The sequence below is a fragment of the Shewanella sp. 30m-14 genome (assembly GCF_052977125.1).
In genome coordinates this window covers 112,330-128,516 of record NZ_JBRILW010000006.1, presented here as the reverse complement: position 1 = coordinate 128,516, position 16,187 = coordinate 112,330, and the positions used below count along the sequence as shown (strand labels likewise).

General features: G+C 44.3%; 12 protein-coding genes. 5 read left to right on the top strand and 7 right to left on the bottom strand.

The genetic code is table 11. From position 1 onward, the window contains the following. The first annotated feature begins 264 nt into the window (after window positions 1-264). Window positions 265-810, top strand: coding sequence for a YgjV family protein (locus ACVBIU_RS06625; RefSeq protein ID WP_447160090.1), 546 nt, complete (start codon window positions 265-267; stop codon window positions 808-810). Between the two features lie 175 nt (window positions 811-985). Further along, window positions 986-1,351 carry a PilZ domain-containing protein gene (locus ACVBIU_RS06620; RefSeq protein WP_447160091.1) on the top strand — a complete coding sequence of 122 codons (366 nt, stop codon included), beginning with the start codon at window positions 986-988 and terminating at the stop codon, window positions 1,349-1,351. A 260-nt stretch (window positions 1,352-1,611) separates the two neighbouring features. Here the strand turns inward: ACVBIU_RS06620 and radA are convergent, their stop codons facing one another. Continuing rightward, on the bottom strand, window positions 1,612-2,985 hold the full coding sequence (gene radA / locus ACVBIU_RS06615; RefSeq protein ID WP_447160092.1) for a DNA repair protein RadA: 1,374 nt from the start codon (window positions 2,983-2,985) through the stop codon (window positions 1,612-1,614). A 164-nt stretch (window positions 2,986-3,149) separates the two neighbouring features. Here radA and ACVBIU_RS06610 point away from each other — a divergent pair, with 164 nt between their 5' ends. After that, a complete protein-coding gene (locus ACVBIU_RS06610) occupies window positions 3,150-5,573 on the top strand; it encodes a PilZ domain-containing protein (RefSeq protein WP_447163347.1) in 2,424 nt (807 codons plus the stop codon). 103 nt (window positions 5,574-5,676) lie between these two features. Here ACVBIU_RS06610 and ACVBIU_RS06605 read toward each other — a convergent pair whose 3' ends face one another. Further along, on the bottom strand, window positions 5,677-6,156 hold the full coding sequence (locus ACVBIU_RS06605) for a DUF2127 domain-containing protein (protein WP_447163346.1): 480 nt from the start codon (window positions 6,154-6,156) through the stop codon (window positions 5,677-5,679). A 525-nt stretch (window positions 6,157-6,681) separates the two neighbouring features. Between ACVBIU_RS06605 and ACVBIU_RS06600 the strand changes: the two genes are divergently transcribed. Further along, the gene (locus ACVBIU_RS06600; RefSeq protein WP_447163345.1) at window positions 6,682-7,437 is read left to right on the top strand and encodes a DedA family protein; all 756 of its coding nucleotides are present in this window, start codon (window positions 6,682-6,684) and stop codon (window positions 7,435-7,437) included. 729 nt (window positions 7,438-8,166) lie between these two features. Here ACVBIU_RS06600 and nrfD read toward each other — a convergent pair. The 4 genes from nrfD to ACVBIU_RS06580 all read right to left on the bottom strand — a co-directional run bounded on the left by nrfD (window position 8,167) and on the right by ACVBIU_RS06580 (window position 14,139). Beyond that, complete coding sequence (gene nrfD / locus ACVBIU_RS06595) at window positions 8,167-9,114, bottom strand: NrfD/PsrC family molybdoenzyme membrane anchor subunit (RefSeq protein WP_447160096.1); 948 nt, start codon at window positions 9,112-9,114, stop codon at window positions 8,167-8,169. After that, window positions 9,111-9,683 (bottom strand): 4Fe-4S dicluster domain-containing protein, encoded by a 573-nt coding sequence (locus ACVBIU_RS06590; RefSeq protein WP_447160097.1) that lies wholly within the window; start codon window positions 9,681-9,683, stop codon window positions 9,111-9,113. Before ACVBIU_RS06590 ends, nrfD begins: the two co-directional genes overlap by 4 nt. 12 nt (window positions 9,684-9,695) lie before the next feature. Then, a complete protein-coding gene (gene phsA, locus ACVBIU_RS06585; protein WP_447163344.1) occupies window positions 9,696-11,972 on the bottom strand; it encodes a thiosulfate reductase PhsA in 2,277 nt (758 codons plus the stop codon). A 376-nt stretch (window positions 11,973-12,348) separates the two neighbouring features. After that, a complete protein-coding gene (locus ACVBIU_RS06580; protein WP_447163343.1) occupies window positions 12,349-14,139 on the bottom strand; it encodes a sensor histidine kinase in 1,791 nt (596 codons plus the stop codon). 248 nt (window positions 14,140-14,387) lie between these two features. Here ACVBIU_RS06580 and ACVBIU_RS06575 point away from each other — a divergent pair, with 248 nt between their 5' ends. Then, window positions 14,388-14,999 carry a response regulator transcription factor gene (locus tag ACVBIU_RS06575; protein ID WP_447163342.1) on the top strand — a complete coding sequence of 204 codons (612 nt, stop codon included), beginning with the start codon at window positions 14,388-14,390 and terminating at the stop codon, window positions 14,997-14,999. A gap of 102 nt (window positions 15,000-15,101) precedes the next feature. On the opposite strand, the gene ACVBIU_RS06570 is transcribed toward ACVBIU_RS06575, so the two are convergent. Beyond that, window positions 15,102-16,010, bottom strand: a complete 909-nt coding sequence (locus tag ACVBIU_RS06570; RefSeq protein ID WP_447160195.1) for an alpha/beta fold hydrolase — start codon at window positions 16,008-16,010, stop codon at window positions 15,102-15,104. Between the last annotated feature and the right edge of the window lie 177 nt (window positions 16,011-16,187).

Genomic DNA, 16,187 nt, shown 5'->3' with positions numbered 1-16,187 from the left:
AGCCGTTACACCGAAAGCCCATATTAGCTATCGAGCAAAAGTGAGTCCGCTATTTTACCTTTGCCGCTTATTGATAAGCTATCAATTAACGTCCTATTTGAATATGACAGGTTTAGCCTGAACAGATTTTAAGCGATCTGGCTCACAAGTCGCTATAAAACTGCACCGATAAATCCGAGTAAGCCACTTGAGATCACAGTTTCCCTGCGCAAAAAAACGACAATAGCAATCCGTTTTTTAATGTCTTTTAGGTTTTGCAGTTTAGTGTTCGAATTATCACATCAAGGGTTACTTTGGGTCCAAGCTTTAGGTTTTATTTCAATGGCCATTGGTTGGTGGGCCAACTCTCAAAAAAATGATCAACAATTGCTATCAGGCAGCCTCATCGCATCTGGTCTCACAGCAATCCACTTAGGGTTACTTGGCAGCACATTGGGCATGCTCAATCAACTTGTTAATGCTGTGCGCTTTGCGACGTGTCGACATAGCTCAAGCCGGGATAGTTACTTTAAGATGATTCTGCCTGTGCTGTTTTCAAGCATTGCGATTCTACAAGGCGTTATATGGGCCGAACACTGGAGCGAATGGTGCACTGTTGCCAGCGCTGTAATGATGAGTTTTGCGCTATTTTATTCAAGCGGTACAAAATTACGCTGTGCTATTTTACTTAGCAACCTGCTTAACTTAACGCTTTCTGTGTACCTTTTGTCTTGGTCTGGAATGTTATACCAGCTAGTGACCGTAGCGATTTTAACACACGGCTTATTACCCCATAGACAACCTCAATATCGCAGTGAGCAAACGGCTTAAATACGTTAACTCACGAGTATTTAAAAACGCTAACGCTTAGTGTCCGCAAGTTTGTTGGCGACAAATTTGTACAAGAATAATCTTGTAGCTTATGATTACGCCCATAGATCATGAATACAAACATAGCAATATTCGCGTCGCAGCAACTCAATATGCTAAAGGGTCAAGGATCGATATGGATGAAAGACGGTTATTTTCGCGGTTACTATTTACCACAGATGTTAAGCTCATTAGCCATGATTGCAGCTGGGGAACCAAGCTATTAGATATTAGCCTTAATGGCGCCCTCATCGAGCAGCCAACCCAGTGGGAGCCGAATATAAAGTGCGCGAAACTCGAGATTTTAATTCCTGACTCTGAAATCACATTGCAGATGCAAGTGCAGATAGTGCACCAAGAAAACCAACAGCTTGGGCTAGCTTGCAAGCACATTGATGTTGAGAGCATTAGCCATCTACGACGGTTGCTTGAGCTCAACCTTGGTGATGCCGCATTACTAGATAGAGAATTAGAACGATTATTCGTGCCAAATAACCCGTAATCCGTAATCCGTAATCCGTAATCCGTAATCCGTAATCCGTAATCCGTAATCCGGCGACTCTACACTCCAGCCACGACAAGGCAAGATACTGACTTTCATACCTAAAACACCGCAAATCATGCGGCGTTTTTTTTGCTGTTTTTTATTTTAGTAGTTTAACGTACTAGTACTTTAATGTTTTAGTACTGGCGCAAAGACTCAGCCAAAATACTCTACTCAAATACGCTAATCAAAATCCGCTACTCAAAAAATCAGCCCCGCTAATTAATCAGCTCAAGCAGTTCATGGATAGTCTTCACCGGAATAATCTTAGCGCCAGAACCTTCCATTGATTTATGGTAATTACGAAATGGAATATAGATTTCTGTAAAGCCATGTTGAACCGCCTCTTTAACCCTTGGTACACCGCTATCAATGGGGCGAACGTCGCCGTTTAAACTGAGCTCCCCCATAATGCAGGTCGTTCGCGGGACAACAAAGTCATTTAAACTACTGAGTAAAGCCGTCACCAAAGCCAGATCAATACAGGTTTCTGACTCATCAATTTTAAGGCCACCTACCAAGTTAAAATAGGTATCGTGGAAAATTTTGGTCTTAGTATGTTTACGCAAGATCCCTGTCAGCATCTTAATGCGGTTCATATTCAAACCGACACAAACTCGCTGTGGAAACTCAGCTTCAGTTTCTGTCGTTAAGCACTGGATTTCAAGTAACAGATTTCGATTGCCTTTACGGATGCAGGTGATAGCAGCCCCTGGCGACTCGGTAGTTGAGCCTGAAAGAAAAATCTCACTTGGATTATCAACACTTATCATACCGCGCTCGGTCATTTTAAAAATACCGACGGTATCCACATCACCAAAACGGTTTTTATTCGCTCTCAGTGTGCGGATCTGTCCGTCGTTACACTCGATATGCGTTAAACAATCGACGATATGGATCAGTGTTTGTGGGCCGGCGGTTTCATTATTCTTATTGACGTGCGCGACTAAAAACATGGTCACGTTATTTTGCTTACAATACTGAGTTAGCGCTTGAGCGCTACTTTTAACCTGTGACGGTGAGCCTGGGCTCCCGTTGGCTAAATCGGTAACCACTGCTTGAATTGAATCGATAACCGCAAACTTAATTTTTTTCTCTTCAAGCTCTGCAATAATGGCTTCAACGCTGGTTTCAGCCATTAAATATAAATTGTCTTCATTGCAATCTAACTTAAGACGATTAACACGGTTTTTAAACTGAGATAATGACTCTTCGGCAGTGCAGTAAAGTGACGGCATTAACTGAGACATACGCGAGACTAAATCCGACAAAATCGTGGTTTTACCGGCTCCCGGATCGCCAGAAATAATATTAACTGAGCCTGTGGTTAAACCGCCGCATAACACACGATCGAGCTCACCAATACCGGTCAGCATCTTCTGCGCTTCAAACTCTTCAATCTCTTTTAGCTTCTTTGAACCACCGCCAACAGAGCCCGCATAACCAGAGACGCTGCTACGCGCAGGCTTAGATGCAGAAATTTTAAGTTCACTAATGGTATTCCACTCCTGACAAGCGCTACACTGTCCTTGCCAACGAGGGAAATCTTGACCGCACTCATTACATACGTAAGCTGTTTTATTCTTTGCCATAACTCTTTTTAGATCGCATTTTTAGATCGTATAAAATCAGTAAAGTAACGCCAATATTGGCCGATACTTATTTAAGATAGCGGGAATAGAGAATATTCCCCTCAAATATTGGTCCATGAGCCTACCAGCCATTGGTCTTTTTAGCATCCCAAAAGAAGTGATTAATGACTTTAGATTTGCACAAAGCACTTGTTGAGCAGTTAAAACCCCTATTAATGGAACCGGAATTCTCAGAACTGTTCGAACAGCTTACTGTTGATGAAACCAATTCAACACGCTTTTTGCTCAAAATGGAGCTCAATAGACTCGCCTCCAGTTGTACTCGAAAAATCGACTTACGCAATAAAACTGAACTCGAATGTGAAATATTTAGTTTTGCACAGCAGCAGCACTACCTCGATGCGCCAGCGAAAGAAAGCTTTTTAGAAGCCCTCGCCCTTTATCGCGAACAGTACACCTTAGGAGTGTATGAGCAAGTCATTGATAGCCATAAACAACGAATTACTAAACAGCGACGATCGGGTCAAAATGAGCCCGTTGTAAATTCATCGCCGTTTGTCGCCGATGGTGTGGTATTAGGCAGCTACTTTGCCCGCAGTGAAGAGCGGATGAACTACAGCATGCGCATCAATGTGACTCAAGGCCACCTCAATCTTGATGGTATTACTGTCGATCTCTCTGTGGGCGGCGCACGCATCCGCCTGAAGGCAAAACATAGCCTACAAACCAATATGCCTATTCGGGTTAAGCTGCTTGAGCTAAGCGACGAGTACTATCATCAAGATCTGCAACAAGGCGTGGACTATCAAATTGTCGACGTAGAGCACAATCAAGAGTACAGCTGGCTTAGACTGAAACGGCTATCAGGCACAGATGCCTTAGCCGATATGCTAGAAAAGCTGATCCGAGGCTATAAGTTCCGTTACAAAGTCGATGTTAATGACGTATTAACGACCACTAAAGGGCTTGGCTTTGAGCGTCATTATCTACCGCACCTACCCCATCTGCCGTTATTTGTTGCAACGAAGGCAAACCCAGAGGCTAATCTCGACTCGCAATTGGTACTCAGCCATAAACTATTGAGCCGTGATAACCAGGCCATTAGCGAATATTTCAAAGATGAAGAGGACATTAGCCAACTAAGCAGCTTTCTCACGCCAGATAGACTAAAGCGCATTATAGATTCGGCTGATGATAACCAGCATAGCCAGTTCTTCTGCTTCACCTTCACTGTACAAGGCGCAAAATTCTTTTATTCAGCGAGCTTGGCAGAGCTTAATTCTCGTGGTCTGTTAGCGCTATTTTTAAGTTTTGCGGCGACTAAGCCTAGCTTTAAAATATTTAAAGTCAGCAAACAAACTATCGATCATCAACAATCTTATAAAGCCAGTATTTTACCCGGCGATGAAGGGCGCTACTCAGCGCTAACAGAAACGCAACTGAGTGCTTTTAGCCATGTATTACAGATCATTGATATGACGCCCAGTAAGGCGAGTGAATTATATCAGAGCTGGGCCAAAATCAACCAAGACACAGATAACCAAGCTAATGTTAATGAGCTAAAAATCTTTGGGCAAAAGAAAATATCTGCGCACACCATTAAACTTATCTCACTGCAATTTAGCGAACGACGTAATGAGTCACGCTTTGCCTTTAAAACCGCAGCACTGCTTAGCCAAGGCAAGCTGAATGTGGTGGCAAGTACCGATGACATTTCAAGCCGGGGTATGAAACTTAGCATCATAAAGCCTGTAAACTTCAATCTGGATGAGCCTATTTTAATCAGCTTTCCTAAGCTACAACCTCTGGCCGGCAAGACATCTTTAGCATCACTTCCTTATCGGCTGATCCGTACTCGTAAAAACGGCATCACCTTGCACCTAGCAGCGCAAGTTGGCCATACACCTCATGTCGGCGTGGAGTTTTTAAACCGCTTGATTGAGCACAATCGGGACAAACTGCAAAAAATCACCGAAAATAACCAAAATGTGAAAGAGCTGGCCGATGGGATGAAAAATATCATCATGCGCAATCTGGTCTCTGTCCCCTTTTATCTTGAGCGCACGGTGAAGTCGGCTTATATCTCGACATTAGGGATAGGTAAACAGCAAAACCATATTGCTAACCTGTTTGCCTCTCAAAGCGACAATACACTCGCCTATGATTTAGCGCCGCTGCTAAATGACGGTAAATTAAGACGTGACTTTATTACGCCTATTCGCACGATGAAGCCTCAGCATGGTTTATCTCATTTTGAAGTCCTGGTGCAGATCTCACGTATGTCTCAAGGACAGATTAAAGTCCGCTGCATTAGCGATAGTGATATGCCTCAATACGCGCAGCAGCTTAGCTTTATTCAGCGCAGCCAACATCTAGGCGAGTTTTTAGCACTGCGAGTTTACCGCGGAGCCACGGGGAAACCCGACTTAAACTACATACGTCGCGAACTGGAATATATTGCGATTCACGCCCCTCACAAAGGCAAGAAACTCGAACAACAACTATGGAACATCATAGGCGTAGGCGAGCTTTTAGATATCACTCAAGAAGTGTTACTGCGGTTCCCAGAGCTGAGCGCTGAAAGTTAACCTCCAGTTTCATCTCAATCCAAATGTATCTTATTTCAGGTGCACCTTATTCCAAGTGCATCTTATTTCAGGTGCATTTGTTTAAGTGCACCCAATTCTAACCTTACGATATCAAGCTTTTAGGCTTAATCACTCGGTACATGTAACCCACAACCACAAGATTAATGACTAAAATTGCAGCGGTTAATAAACTGGGTTTAGTGAACATCTCGTAGGCCTCAAATGGTAGATAGATCCCGCCGCTAAGCAAGGCAAACCACTCTGTCCACACTAAACTGTGCCACAAGCCATAGGCTTCAATAAATCGCACAGCCCCATACAATAAAGCGCCGGCCATAACCAAACTAATATTACTTGCAGTCACCTTGCCCGCCTCGCTAATGGCCTCTTGTACTAAATGATTGGCAGGATTTAAGTGAGAGTGGCTGAGCAGCGCCTCAACAAAATGCTGAATATTGTCCCCGGCTAATGTATGCAGCCCAAATACAACCAGTACCGATAACAGGCCTTTTGAGGCTTCAAGTAGAGCGACAGCTTTTAGCCCCTTCTTTTTTGACGACATAGTGACTGTTCTTGATGACATAGTAACCTTTCTTGGTGACCTAATGACCCTAAGTACTGATGATGAATAAATGCCAGTTATTAAGGACTAGCGGTCATGGATAATAGAAAATTAGACTGTAATCTTACGCCATTTTAGTGCCTTTTGTGGCGGATGAATGATAATTCACTCACACCTCGCCAGTGCAGGTTAAAACCAACCTTTTATCACTCTATTCTTATAAAAATAGAACAATTAATCACTAATGATTAATTAATAATGAACTGAAGATGTATTTTTATTAATGAAGCTGAATAGTTAATTTGCGCCATTACATCCTGATGTATAGTGCTAACTCAGGCGAGTTGCGCATAAAGACTGGAGAAAACTCCACCCTTATCGTCCGCTAAAACGCCACACTAGTAATACACTTAAGTCACTTTTGAAAATCATTTTCGTCAGTCACTTTACAGAGTAATCTTAATGAACCACTCTAAGTAACCTACTCTAACGATTGCAATAATTGGCTGCCGCCTTGAGTACTTGGCCCATTTAGGAACACCGACAATGCTAGATTCATTTGTCTCAGTCATCACTGCCCTTTGGCAGCAAGACTTCGCTTTACTGCAAAGCCCTGGCAGTGCTGCCATGATATACCTCTGTATATTCACCTTAATTTGGCTAGAAAGCGCATTGCTTCCTGCAGCGCCTATGCCCTGTGACAGCGTAGTGATCCTGTCAGGCAGCTTGGCTGCTGCTGGCATTATTAGCCTGCCAATGGCGTTTGCCGCATTAGTTGTCGCTGGCGCAACGGGAAGCTGGGTCGCCTTCATTCAAGGTCGATGGCTACATAAACTACCAAAAATTCAACGCTGGATAGATGCCGTCCCAGAAAAGCGCATGAAAACGGTAGATAACTTGCTTAATAAGCATGGTTTATTAGCCCTATTTACCGCGCGCTTTATTCCTGTCGTTCGCCCTTTACTGCCGTTAATGATGGGGCTGCACATTAAAAAGGTGTCTCACTTTCATTACTTTGCATGGCTAAGCGCTGCAATTTGGAGTGCACTATTATTGGGCTTTGGCTACTCACTATCTTATCTACCTGAGAATATAGCGAGATTTGTAACTATGGCGCTCATTATCGCCCCTATGATTACCTTAGGCGTTGCAATCATCAGTCTATTAAGCAGCTTTTTAATTAAGAAAAGACGCGCTAAAAAGTCAGTAGTGACAGACGTGCTTCAAGAAAAAATCCAGGAAAAGATCCAAGAAACGGTAATAGCAAAAAAATCATCTTTGTTGAAAAACCCGGTCGAATAACCCCGTTGCCCGATAAACTTTAACATAGGTGTGACAGAGTCCGCCTTCGCAGGAGGCAGATTGTTATTATTTGCCTTATAAGCAGCCAAAGCGCACTGATGTAAACAGCTCCCAAAAGGGAGCTGATTGATATTTAAATACCAATCTAAGTACTAATCTAATAAGTACTAATCTAATAAGTGCTAATCTAATAAGTACTAATCCTAAGTGCTAATCCTAAGTACTAATCCTAAGTACTAATCTAAGTACTAATCTAAGTACTAATCCTAAGTAGCAATCTAAGTATTGACCTAATTACCAATCTAAGTGTTGTTGTAATGGTCAAATGTGTGACATGAAGCGTAATAATCCAAACTCACTCTTCTAACCCCAATGCTCCCCCCCCTATGCCCCGCGATGGCTCCAAATACTCCTTCAACCGCCTTTAAAAGTACTCTTTCAACTTTTATTATTCATCTTTTCTTATGCACCCTTCCTTATTCAAAGCTTCTTGTTCAATCGTCCTTGTTAAAGTCCACTTTCAGTGAGGCCAGCCATTCTTATTTAAGATCAGCTATCCGTTTTGTCAGAGCCAAGCTAGAAGATAAAAGCTAGCCTTCAGGTGTTAGGTTTTGGCTGTTGTTTTTTGGTTATCGATGACAGGGGCTAAATTAAAAAGCCCAAACGAATGTTTGGGCTTGTGCGATTCAATTGGCCTAAGCAAATTGAAGGACAATTAACGACTTTTAGTTAGCTGATATAACTCTGGCCAGCGTAAACCACAAAGTGTCTCAGTGCTAATACGCCTAGAATGGTGCTGCACGATACCGTGATCAAGAAGCCTTTAGTATGTCGCCAAGCCTTAGGTGCTAATGTACTCGCAAGAACGGGGACCACAAGACCTAAGCCCACTACGCCAAGCCAGAACACACTCGCCCAAGTACCTGTTGTAATTGCTGCTGTTGCCGCTTGCGCCGCTGGGCCTGAAAAGTTAAGCCCGACAAACAGCAGTACCAAACAAAGTGCTTCGTTAAAGGCCACTGGGTACTCGATACGGTGCACCTGCTCGATACAATCTGATTCTTTCTTACTAAAGAACAAGGTCGCCACCAAAATGTTACCCGCTGAGCCCACTGATAAGGCGGATGCTAAAAACAGCGCAGGCAATACCGCCGTGTTTAAAATAGGGTAGCTAATCAAGGCTGAAAGTAAGAAACCGGTATAAACCCCAACACCTAGACCTAGGGCGAAAATCAGCTTATTAATGCTATTTTCCAACTGGCGACAAACTTTTAATGTTCCTGCAAGCCAAGGTGCGTAATGCAGCACTTGTTTTTCAAACACTATTGCTGCAAAAACAAACACTAACGGAATATAAACCAGCAGTGCTATCACCCCCCATGCCATCACTGACGTCAGGTTGTAGTTAAGCAGGATGTGATAAAACTCAAACGGTTTAGTCAGATCCAGTACCAGCAGCGCCATACCTAAACTGATCGCCACTGGGCCAATGACCGCTGCCGCCTTAATCACAGGTAAACCTTCGGTTGGTTGACCACGACTTTGCTTGTACCATTTAAGTCCAATGGCTACCAGCATAGAGCCAGCTGACAAACCCGCCATGAATAAGTACACCGCGATAATCCAGTTCCACACTACCGGATCGTATTGTTCCATCGAACCCCAGATATTGTTCATGCTTTGATCCCTCCTTTACGGCTAGGAATGCGGTAGACCCGCGGTTCAGTGCCTAGGTTTACCTTTTGTTGGTAGTGCGGTTTGGTGTCTAACACTTTACGCACTTCAGAGTTCATGTCATTGGCATCACCAAAGGTTAATGCTTGAGTTGGACAAACGGTGACACATGCAGGCTCTTCACCGCGGGCTAAACGTGTCTCTTTACAGAAATCACACTTATCTGGCACCCGAGTTTCTGGGTTAATAAAGCGAACCTTATAAGGGCAAGCCGCAACACAATATAGACAACCAACACACTTGCCTTCATTGATGGAAACAATGCCATCATCATTCACATAGGCCGCGCCCGTTGGGCAAACTTTAACGCAAGGTGCATTTTCACACTGCTCGCAAGACACACGATTATATTTAAAATGTAAGTGTGGGAAGTTACCGTACGGCCCCTCGATTCTGACCTGAATTCGAGTCACCGACTCAGGCACATTGTTTTCACTGCGGCAAGCCACGTTGCATGCTTGGCAGCCAATGCACTTGTTTTCATCGTGCACGAGAACATAACGCTTAGTCATAATTAACTCCGATTAAATCTTGGCAATCTTGACACCGGTAGTATGCAGATTCATACCTGTTACCGGAGACGTCACATGAGGAAGTAAGTTACCGCAATGCACACCTTTACCGGTTGCACGGGCAAGCTCTTTATTCTTTGAGCCGCAGCCCATATAAGCAAATACGGTGTCTGGGCGAATACCTGGTGTCACGAGGGCATGACCTTCTTCGCTACCGGTATCGTTATAGATCCGAATCTTGTCGCCACTTGAAATATTCAACAGACCCGCTGTGATCGGATGGATCCACACCGCGTTGTCAGACATTAAATTTGCCAGCATGGGTACGTTTTGCGTACCCGCATTGGTATGTACAGCCACTTTGCCTTGAATAAAGAACAACTCGTCGGCTTTTTTCATGGTGACTTCGCGGTAGCGAATAACCCCGCGGCCCGGCGCCATCTTCTCCACTTTATCTGAGCTAAGCTCAATCTTGCCCGACGGCGTTTTAAAGCTTAACTGGCTGGCATATGTGCCATCAGCATCAACGGCTTTTGCATTGGGGTACGCAGCAACAAAGTCTCTGACCATGCCACGCTCACGCAGCATTAGTGGCTTACCGAAGCTAACAAAACCTTCATTTTTAATTTTTCTGAGTAAATTCACATCACGCTGTACTTGGAACAGCTGCAATGTTTCCATATTTTCCCATGGGAAGAACTGACCTTGACCTAACGCTGTCGCAAGCTCTTTCCAGATAAGCCAGCTAGGTTTAGTGTCACCAATGGTTTCAACCACACGCTGACGCACGTAGTAAGCAGGGTTCTTACTCGACTTATCGGCGATCTCTTCGTCACGCTCAAGGTAGGTTGATTCGGGTAAGAAAATGTCGGCGTAAGCGGCAGACTCGCTGATATAGATATCGCAGGCCACGATAAAGTCGAGCTTTTGCATTGTTTCAACAATACGGGCTCTGTCTGTCATGGTTTGCATTGGGTTAGTACGGCTCATTACCCACGCACGTAACTGGTATGGAACCGCATCTAGAGTAGAATCGAGAATCGTCTGGTAAATACCACCCGATGACCAGGTTAATGCATACTGTTCATCGACCATATCAATGCGCTTAGCATCAATTTTTGGCATACCATCAACACCTGGTTTCGCTAACGTCGGTGCGACTTTATCACCAGCAAACTTGTTATAACTAGATGCTTTCTTACCAAAGTAAAGACCGCCTTTACGCTCGATATTACCCACTAATACGTTAGCGGCATAAAGTGCCCGGCGCATCTCAAACTCTTCTGTTGTAAACGATGAACGGTGACCAAAATCGACTAACGCATGTGGCGCAGCGGCTGCGTATTCGTGAGTAATGCGGCGAATATCTTCAGCTGGCACATCACTAACAGATTCTGCCCACTCAGGTGTATAAGCCTTAACTTCTTTGGCAAACTCGTCAAAACCTGACACATATTGCGCCACGAAGGCTTTGTCGTATAAGTCATCTGCGATTAGGGTATGACAAATTGCCAGTGCAACCGCAACGTCAGTGCCCGGCTTAATCGCATACCACTCATCGGCTTTATCAGCCACAATCGAGAAGCGCGGTTCAAATACCACCAGCTTAGCGCCCTTTTCCATTTGTGCATTCATCATGCCTCTGGTCTCAGACATGTTAATGCCTTCGTAAAGGTTATGACCAAAGTTGATGATGTACTTAGAGTTGCTTAAATCGCGCTTGATTTTGCCGCCAAACATCGCTTTAGCCGCAATCACATAACTGCCCGGACAGGTAGACGCGTGAGTAAAGGTATTTGGGCTGCCAAAGGCTTTGGCTAGGTGAAACAGATGGCCTGATAGAGAGCCTGATTTTGATGAGAAGGCTACGGTTTCAGCGCCGTGCTCAGTTTTAATCTTATTGAGGTTTTTTGCAATGATACTGTAGGCTTCATCCCACTCAATCTCTTGCCAATTACCTTCTCCGCGCTCACCAACACGCTTAAGCGGCTTAACAATACGCTGCTTATCATAAAGTTGGCTGTGACCTGCACCACCACGGGCGCACACAGCTCCGCCAAATGATTTAGCGTTCTTATTACCAAGAATTGATACGTTCTTGCCATTTACGACTCGGGCAGAGATTGGACAGCGGGTTGAGCACATTTCACAAATACTTGCGATAGACTCTGCACTACCTTGCAGCTCAGAATGTCCAAGGGCAGCCAAAGAGCCTGGAAGCGTTGCTAATGCGCAAGTCGCTGTGCCGGCTCCGGCCCCTTTAATGAAGGTTCGCCGATCTAGTTTCATGTTAAATCTCCCAATGACAATGATCCTTAGGAGAGCGATGAATTAAGCCCTGTGTTAATCGCTATTTGCAATCAACTCATTCCTAAGGTTTTCCTCATTGTTATTGAGCCTGCAGAGATTGAATATTGTGGTAAACCACATACCGACTATGTGGTGCTGGTGTTTGTGAGGCAATTCACAGTTCAATTTTACGCCAACACAGCGACTAAAAACTGTAAATTGTGGTAAACCACATACCGTAAAAAAGTTTACCTTTTTTGCTGGTTACAACGTGTTTTTAATACAAAATGTGCGGCTCGCTTATATAAAGCCAAAGACCGCACATTGGTACTATTAGATAGGATTAACTGCTTGCCTGAGCAGCTAAATTTAACGTTTAAATAGTAACTGCCTGTTCACTGCCACGCTTTTTCAGGTGCACTCTTGCTACGCAGCCAGATTGTTCATCACAGCGATTAGCCAACACAAAATGCCCGTCATGCTCCTTAATCACCTCTCTGCAAATGGCTAAACCAAGCCCTAATCCATCCACTTTGGTGGTGTAGAAGGTTGCCATTAAGGTATCGGCTTCTAATGCTAAGCCAGGACCATTATCAAGGATGGAGATATTGACTTGAGACTCTTTAAAGTCGAGTACTATACTAATTTGTCCTGTGCGGGCATTATCAGAATCGGCTATCGCGTCTAAGCTGTTTTTTATTAAGTTAATCAACACTTGTAAAAGCCCAACTCGGTCAGCGGTAATAAAAAAGGGTTCGCCTTTAATTTGGGTAGCAACCTGGATCTCTCGCCTTGCAAGCTCAAGTCTCAATAGTGAGGCGCTCTCCTCCACTAAGGTGAGAATATTAACATCCTCCATCACCGCCTCGCGGCGCTTAAGTAACCCACGTATACGATGTACTACTTCCCCCGCGCGAGTCGATTGCTTATGGATTTTCTCTAACAGTTCAATACAAGCATCGACATCTGCTTGCTGCCGTCCCTGCAACCGCATAATACCGCCTTCGCTATAACTGGTAATGGCTGCAATAGGCTGATTAATCTCATGGGCAAGCCCTGCACCAATCTCACCAATAATCGATGCACTTTGCAGTCTTTCGAGGGCAATAGCTTGCTGCTTTAACTGGCGCTCAGATTCTATCAATGAGCTACTTTTTTGATGGAAACGATATTCAATCCACAGATGATATAGGGTTGCGATAATAAAAATTAAAACAGATAAAATGCCCCAATGACGGTTTTCTTCTAACCACTTTTTAACGGCATCCCAGCGGCTGCTATCCGGTGATTTTACGTGCAACTCTTTAAATAATTTAATCACCGCTAACTGGCTAATCGGCGAGGTCCACCCCTTTAGGTTCGCCTGAATTGCCGCGGGGTCATTGGCACTTAAATCCAGTAACGCTTGCGTGATCTCCTTACTGAGTTCAGTGCTGACACCTTCTGTCGCTGCAAACGACCAATTGGGATAAAGGTTAGTGCTGCATTGACACTCGATCCCCTCTGGGCGGCTAGGGTTCAACACTCGAAAGCTAGCCCGGTTAATCAAGCCACGTTCAACCATATCCTCTAAGGTACATAAAGGCGTAATCGCCGCATCGACATTGCCGTCTCGAACTTGATATAACAGCGGATCAAGAGGAAAGCCTAAAAACTTGGTTTGACCAAAATAAGTGTCTGGGTTCATCCCCAACTGATGCATTAAACCGACAGTGGCTTGATAGCCGCCCAGTGCGTGGGGGTCGCTAGCGGCGACAATCTTGCCCTTTAAGTCATATAAAGTGCGATAGTCGCTGTCTGCCTTGACGATAATTGCCGAGCCAATCGCCGAGGTGCTGCCGTTATGTCGCTTTGAGCGCATCGTTGCTAGCCATGACAAAGGGTATTGATTAGAGAGATACAGGTATTGGCCAGGGTTGGTAATAATAAACTGGATTTGCCCCAGTTCCATCGCTAAATTGAGTGCTTCAAAGTTACCTGGGTATACATGAAACTCAGCCTGAGGCACCTGTTCATTGAGGTACTCCATCATAGGTTTCCAGCGCTCAATTGCTTGCTGGTGCCCCCAATTTGAAAGCACGCCAACATAAAGCTGCTGAGGCTTAGACCAAGTGGCAGATGAGAAAAGCAGTACAAATAGACAGAACAAAATCTTAGGCAATTTCATTTCCTTAGGCTCCACTGACAAACTTATTCCCCTACCGAACATCTCCCGACATTAGTTAAAGAGATTGTTATCTAGCGGAAAATAAAAGCACGTTAATCGAATAGAGGAATTGTGTTGATTAGCGATAGCTTACGCTAGGTCCACTTTTTTGCTGCGTGATGCAATTCATGCTTTATGAAAAATAGTTCGCTAAAAACTGGGAACTGGGATATCTATCATTTATCCCCGTATAAATATGAGAAGACACTGTGCAACAGCAAATCAACGGCCCGGTCTATTTAGTTGACGATGACGAAGCAATTGTTGATTCCATCAGCTTTTTAATGGATGGCTACGGCTATAAGCTAAGCTGCTTTAGTAGTGGCGTGCGCTTTCTTGCAGAGATTGATTTAAGCCAGGCTGGCTGCGTGATCTTAGATGCCAGAATGCCAGGACTTACCGGCCCACAAGTGCAGCAACTGCTCACACAAGCTAAAAGCCCTTTATCTGTCATATTCTTAACGGGTCACGGCGATGTGCCTATGGCTGTGGATGCCTTTAAAAATGGGGCTTTCGACTTTTTCCAAAAACCGGTTCAAGGTCATTTATTGTCACAATCTATCGCTAAAGGCTTAGCGTACAGCGTCCGCCAACATTGGAAGTTAACCCATCAAGCCTTGATTGACACATTAACTGAACGAGAGGCGCAAATTTTTGATTTAGTCATTGCCGGTAATACCAATAAGCAGATGGCAAATGAACTCTGTGTGGCGCTAAGAACGATTGAGGTGCACCGCTCAAAACTGATGAGTAAACTCGGGGTCAGTAATCTAGCCGAGTTAGTCAAACTCGCGCCACTACTCTCCTCACAAAGTGACTAGAGCCGTTGACGTTGCGGCCATATCACAGCTCAAACTAACCGCTAGCTAACAGCAAACAGCAAACAGCAAACAGCAAACAGCAAACAGCAAACAGCAAAATCGTTAGCCGTTAAAGCTGTGGTACCAGTCTTTGATCCGAGGAAAGTGATCTGCGACAGCATCTTTGTGAGTTAACATGCCGCCGTGGTCATAATCATGTTTAAACCCCTGCTTCTTCGATAACAAGGTGTAGTCGACCTGCTTGATATGACATTCTTTTATCATTCGCTGCACATCACTTGGGTTACCTAATACCTTATCGCCCTTACCAGCGATAAACCAAGACTTAGGCCAGTTGGCCTGCTTGGCAGCACTGGCGTAATCAAAACCATCATCATTATCTATCCAATGCCCGCCAACCCACTCGATAGTTTGCCTTAATGATGCTCGAGACTCATTGTCCATCCCTATCTTAAGTTTGTCAGCTGGGAGGTAACCACTGCGCCAAGCAATCAAGGGCGCAAGTTTATTCCACACCAGATTAACCGTAAGCCATTTCTGTAATGACTTAACTTGTATGCGGCGCTTACTGCCAAAGGTCACCAGTGACGCTACAGATTGCTGTAAATGATCATAGCGAGCGATAGCACTCGCCATCAATACTCCCCCCCATGAATGGGCGCACCAATGTACGGTTTTAACATTTGGGTGAAGTGATAAAATATATTGCTGAATAAGAGGTAACTGCTCTCTAATCACCTCCCCCTGCCCCCCAGTAAAACCACGAGCCAGTTTAGGCTCACTGAGCCCCCGACCTTGTGTGTCGAGTACATAAACCACCACGCCAGAATCTGCTAAGTAGCAACCAAGCCCCTTACCTGAATCGCTATAAAACACTCGGCCATTAGACATTGCGCCATGTAACATTAACACTGGCGGCTTATTCATATCAGCTTGAACTGGCACTATCTGCCTAAGATGAAGGTGACCATGCTTATAGGGTACATAAAAGGATTTTTGTTGGATATTCAACGGCAAGTACTCATCTTTTTTTAGATAAGCTACTGAAGTCATAACACAAAGACAAGAGTAAACACTCTAATTAAATGGTCGTAAACAGGTTTAATTCGTCATTAAAACAGCTTTGAAGATGTATCAACTAAATGAATCAAGATGATAGCTGTGTTTTAAAACAAAAGCTCATAACGG

Excerpts from the sequence above, each read along its gene's own strand:
- ACVBIU_RS06580 (WP_447163343.1), bottom strand. The coding sequence starts at position 14,139 with ATGAAATTGCCTAAGATTTTGTTCTGTCTATTTGTACTGCTTTTCTCA.
- ACVBIU_RS06590 (WP_447160097.1), bottom strand. The coding sequence starts at position 9,683 with ATGACTAAGCGTTATGTTCTCGTGCACGATGAAAACAAGTGCATTGGC.
- radA (WP_447160092.1), bottom strand. The coding sequence starts at position 2,985 with ATGGCAAAGAATAAAACAGCTTACGTATGTAATGAGTGCGGTCAAGAT.
- nrfD (WP_447160096.1), bottom strand. The coding sequence starts at position 9,114 with ATGAACAATATCTGGGGTTCGATGGAACAATACGATCCGGTAGTGTGG.
- phsA (WP_447163344.1), bottom strand. The coding sequence starts at position 11,972 with ATGAAACTAGATCGGCGAACCTTCATTAAAGGGGCCGGAGCCGGCACA.
- ACVBIU_RS06605 (WP_447163346.1), bottom strand. The coding sequence starts at position 6,156 with ATGTCATCAAGAACAGTCACTATGTCGTCAAAAAAGAAGGGGCTAAAA.
- ACVBIU_RS06600 (WP_447163345.1), top strand. The coding sequence starts at position 6,682 with ATGCTAGATTCATTTGTCTCAGTCATCACTGCCCTTTGGCAGCAAGAC.
- ACVBIU_RS06610 (WP_447163347.1), top strand. The coding sequence starts at position 3,150 with ATGACTTTAGATTTGCACAAAGCACTTGTTGAGCAGTTAAAACCCCTA.
- ACVBIU_RS06620 (WP_447160091.1), top strand. The coding sequence starts at position 986 with ATGGATGAAAGACGGTTATTTTCGCGGTTACTATTTACCACAGATGTT.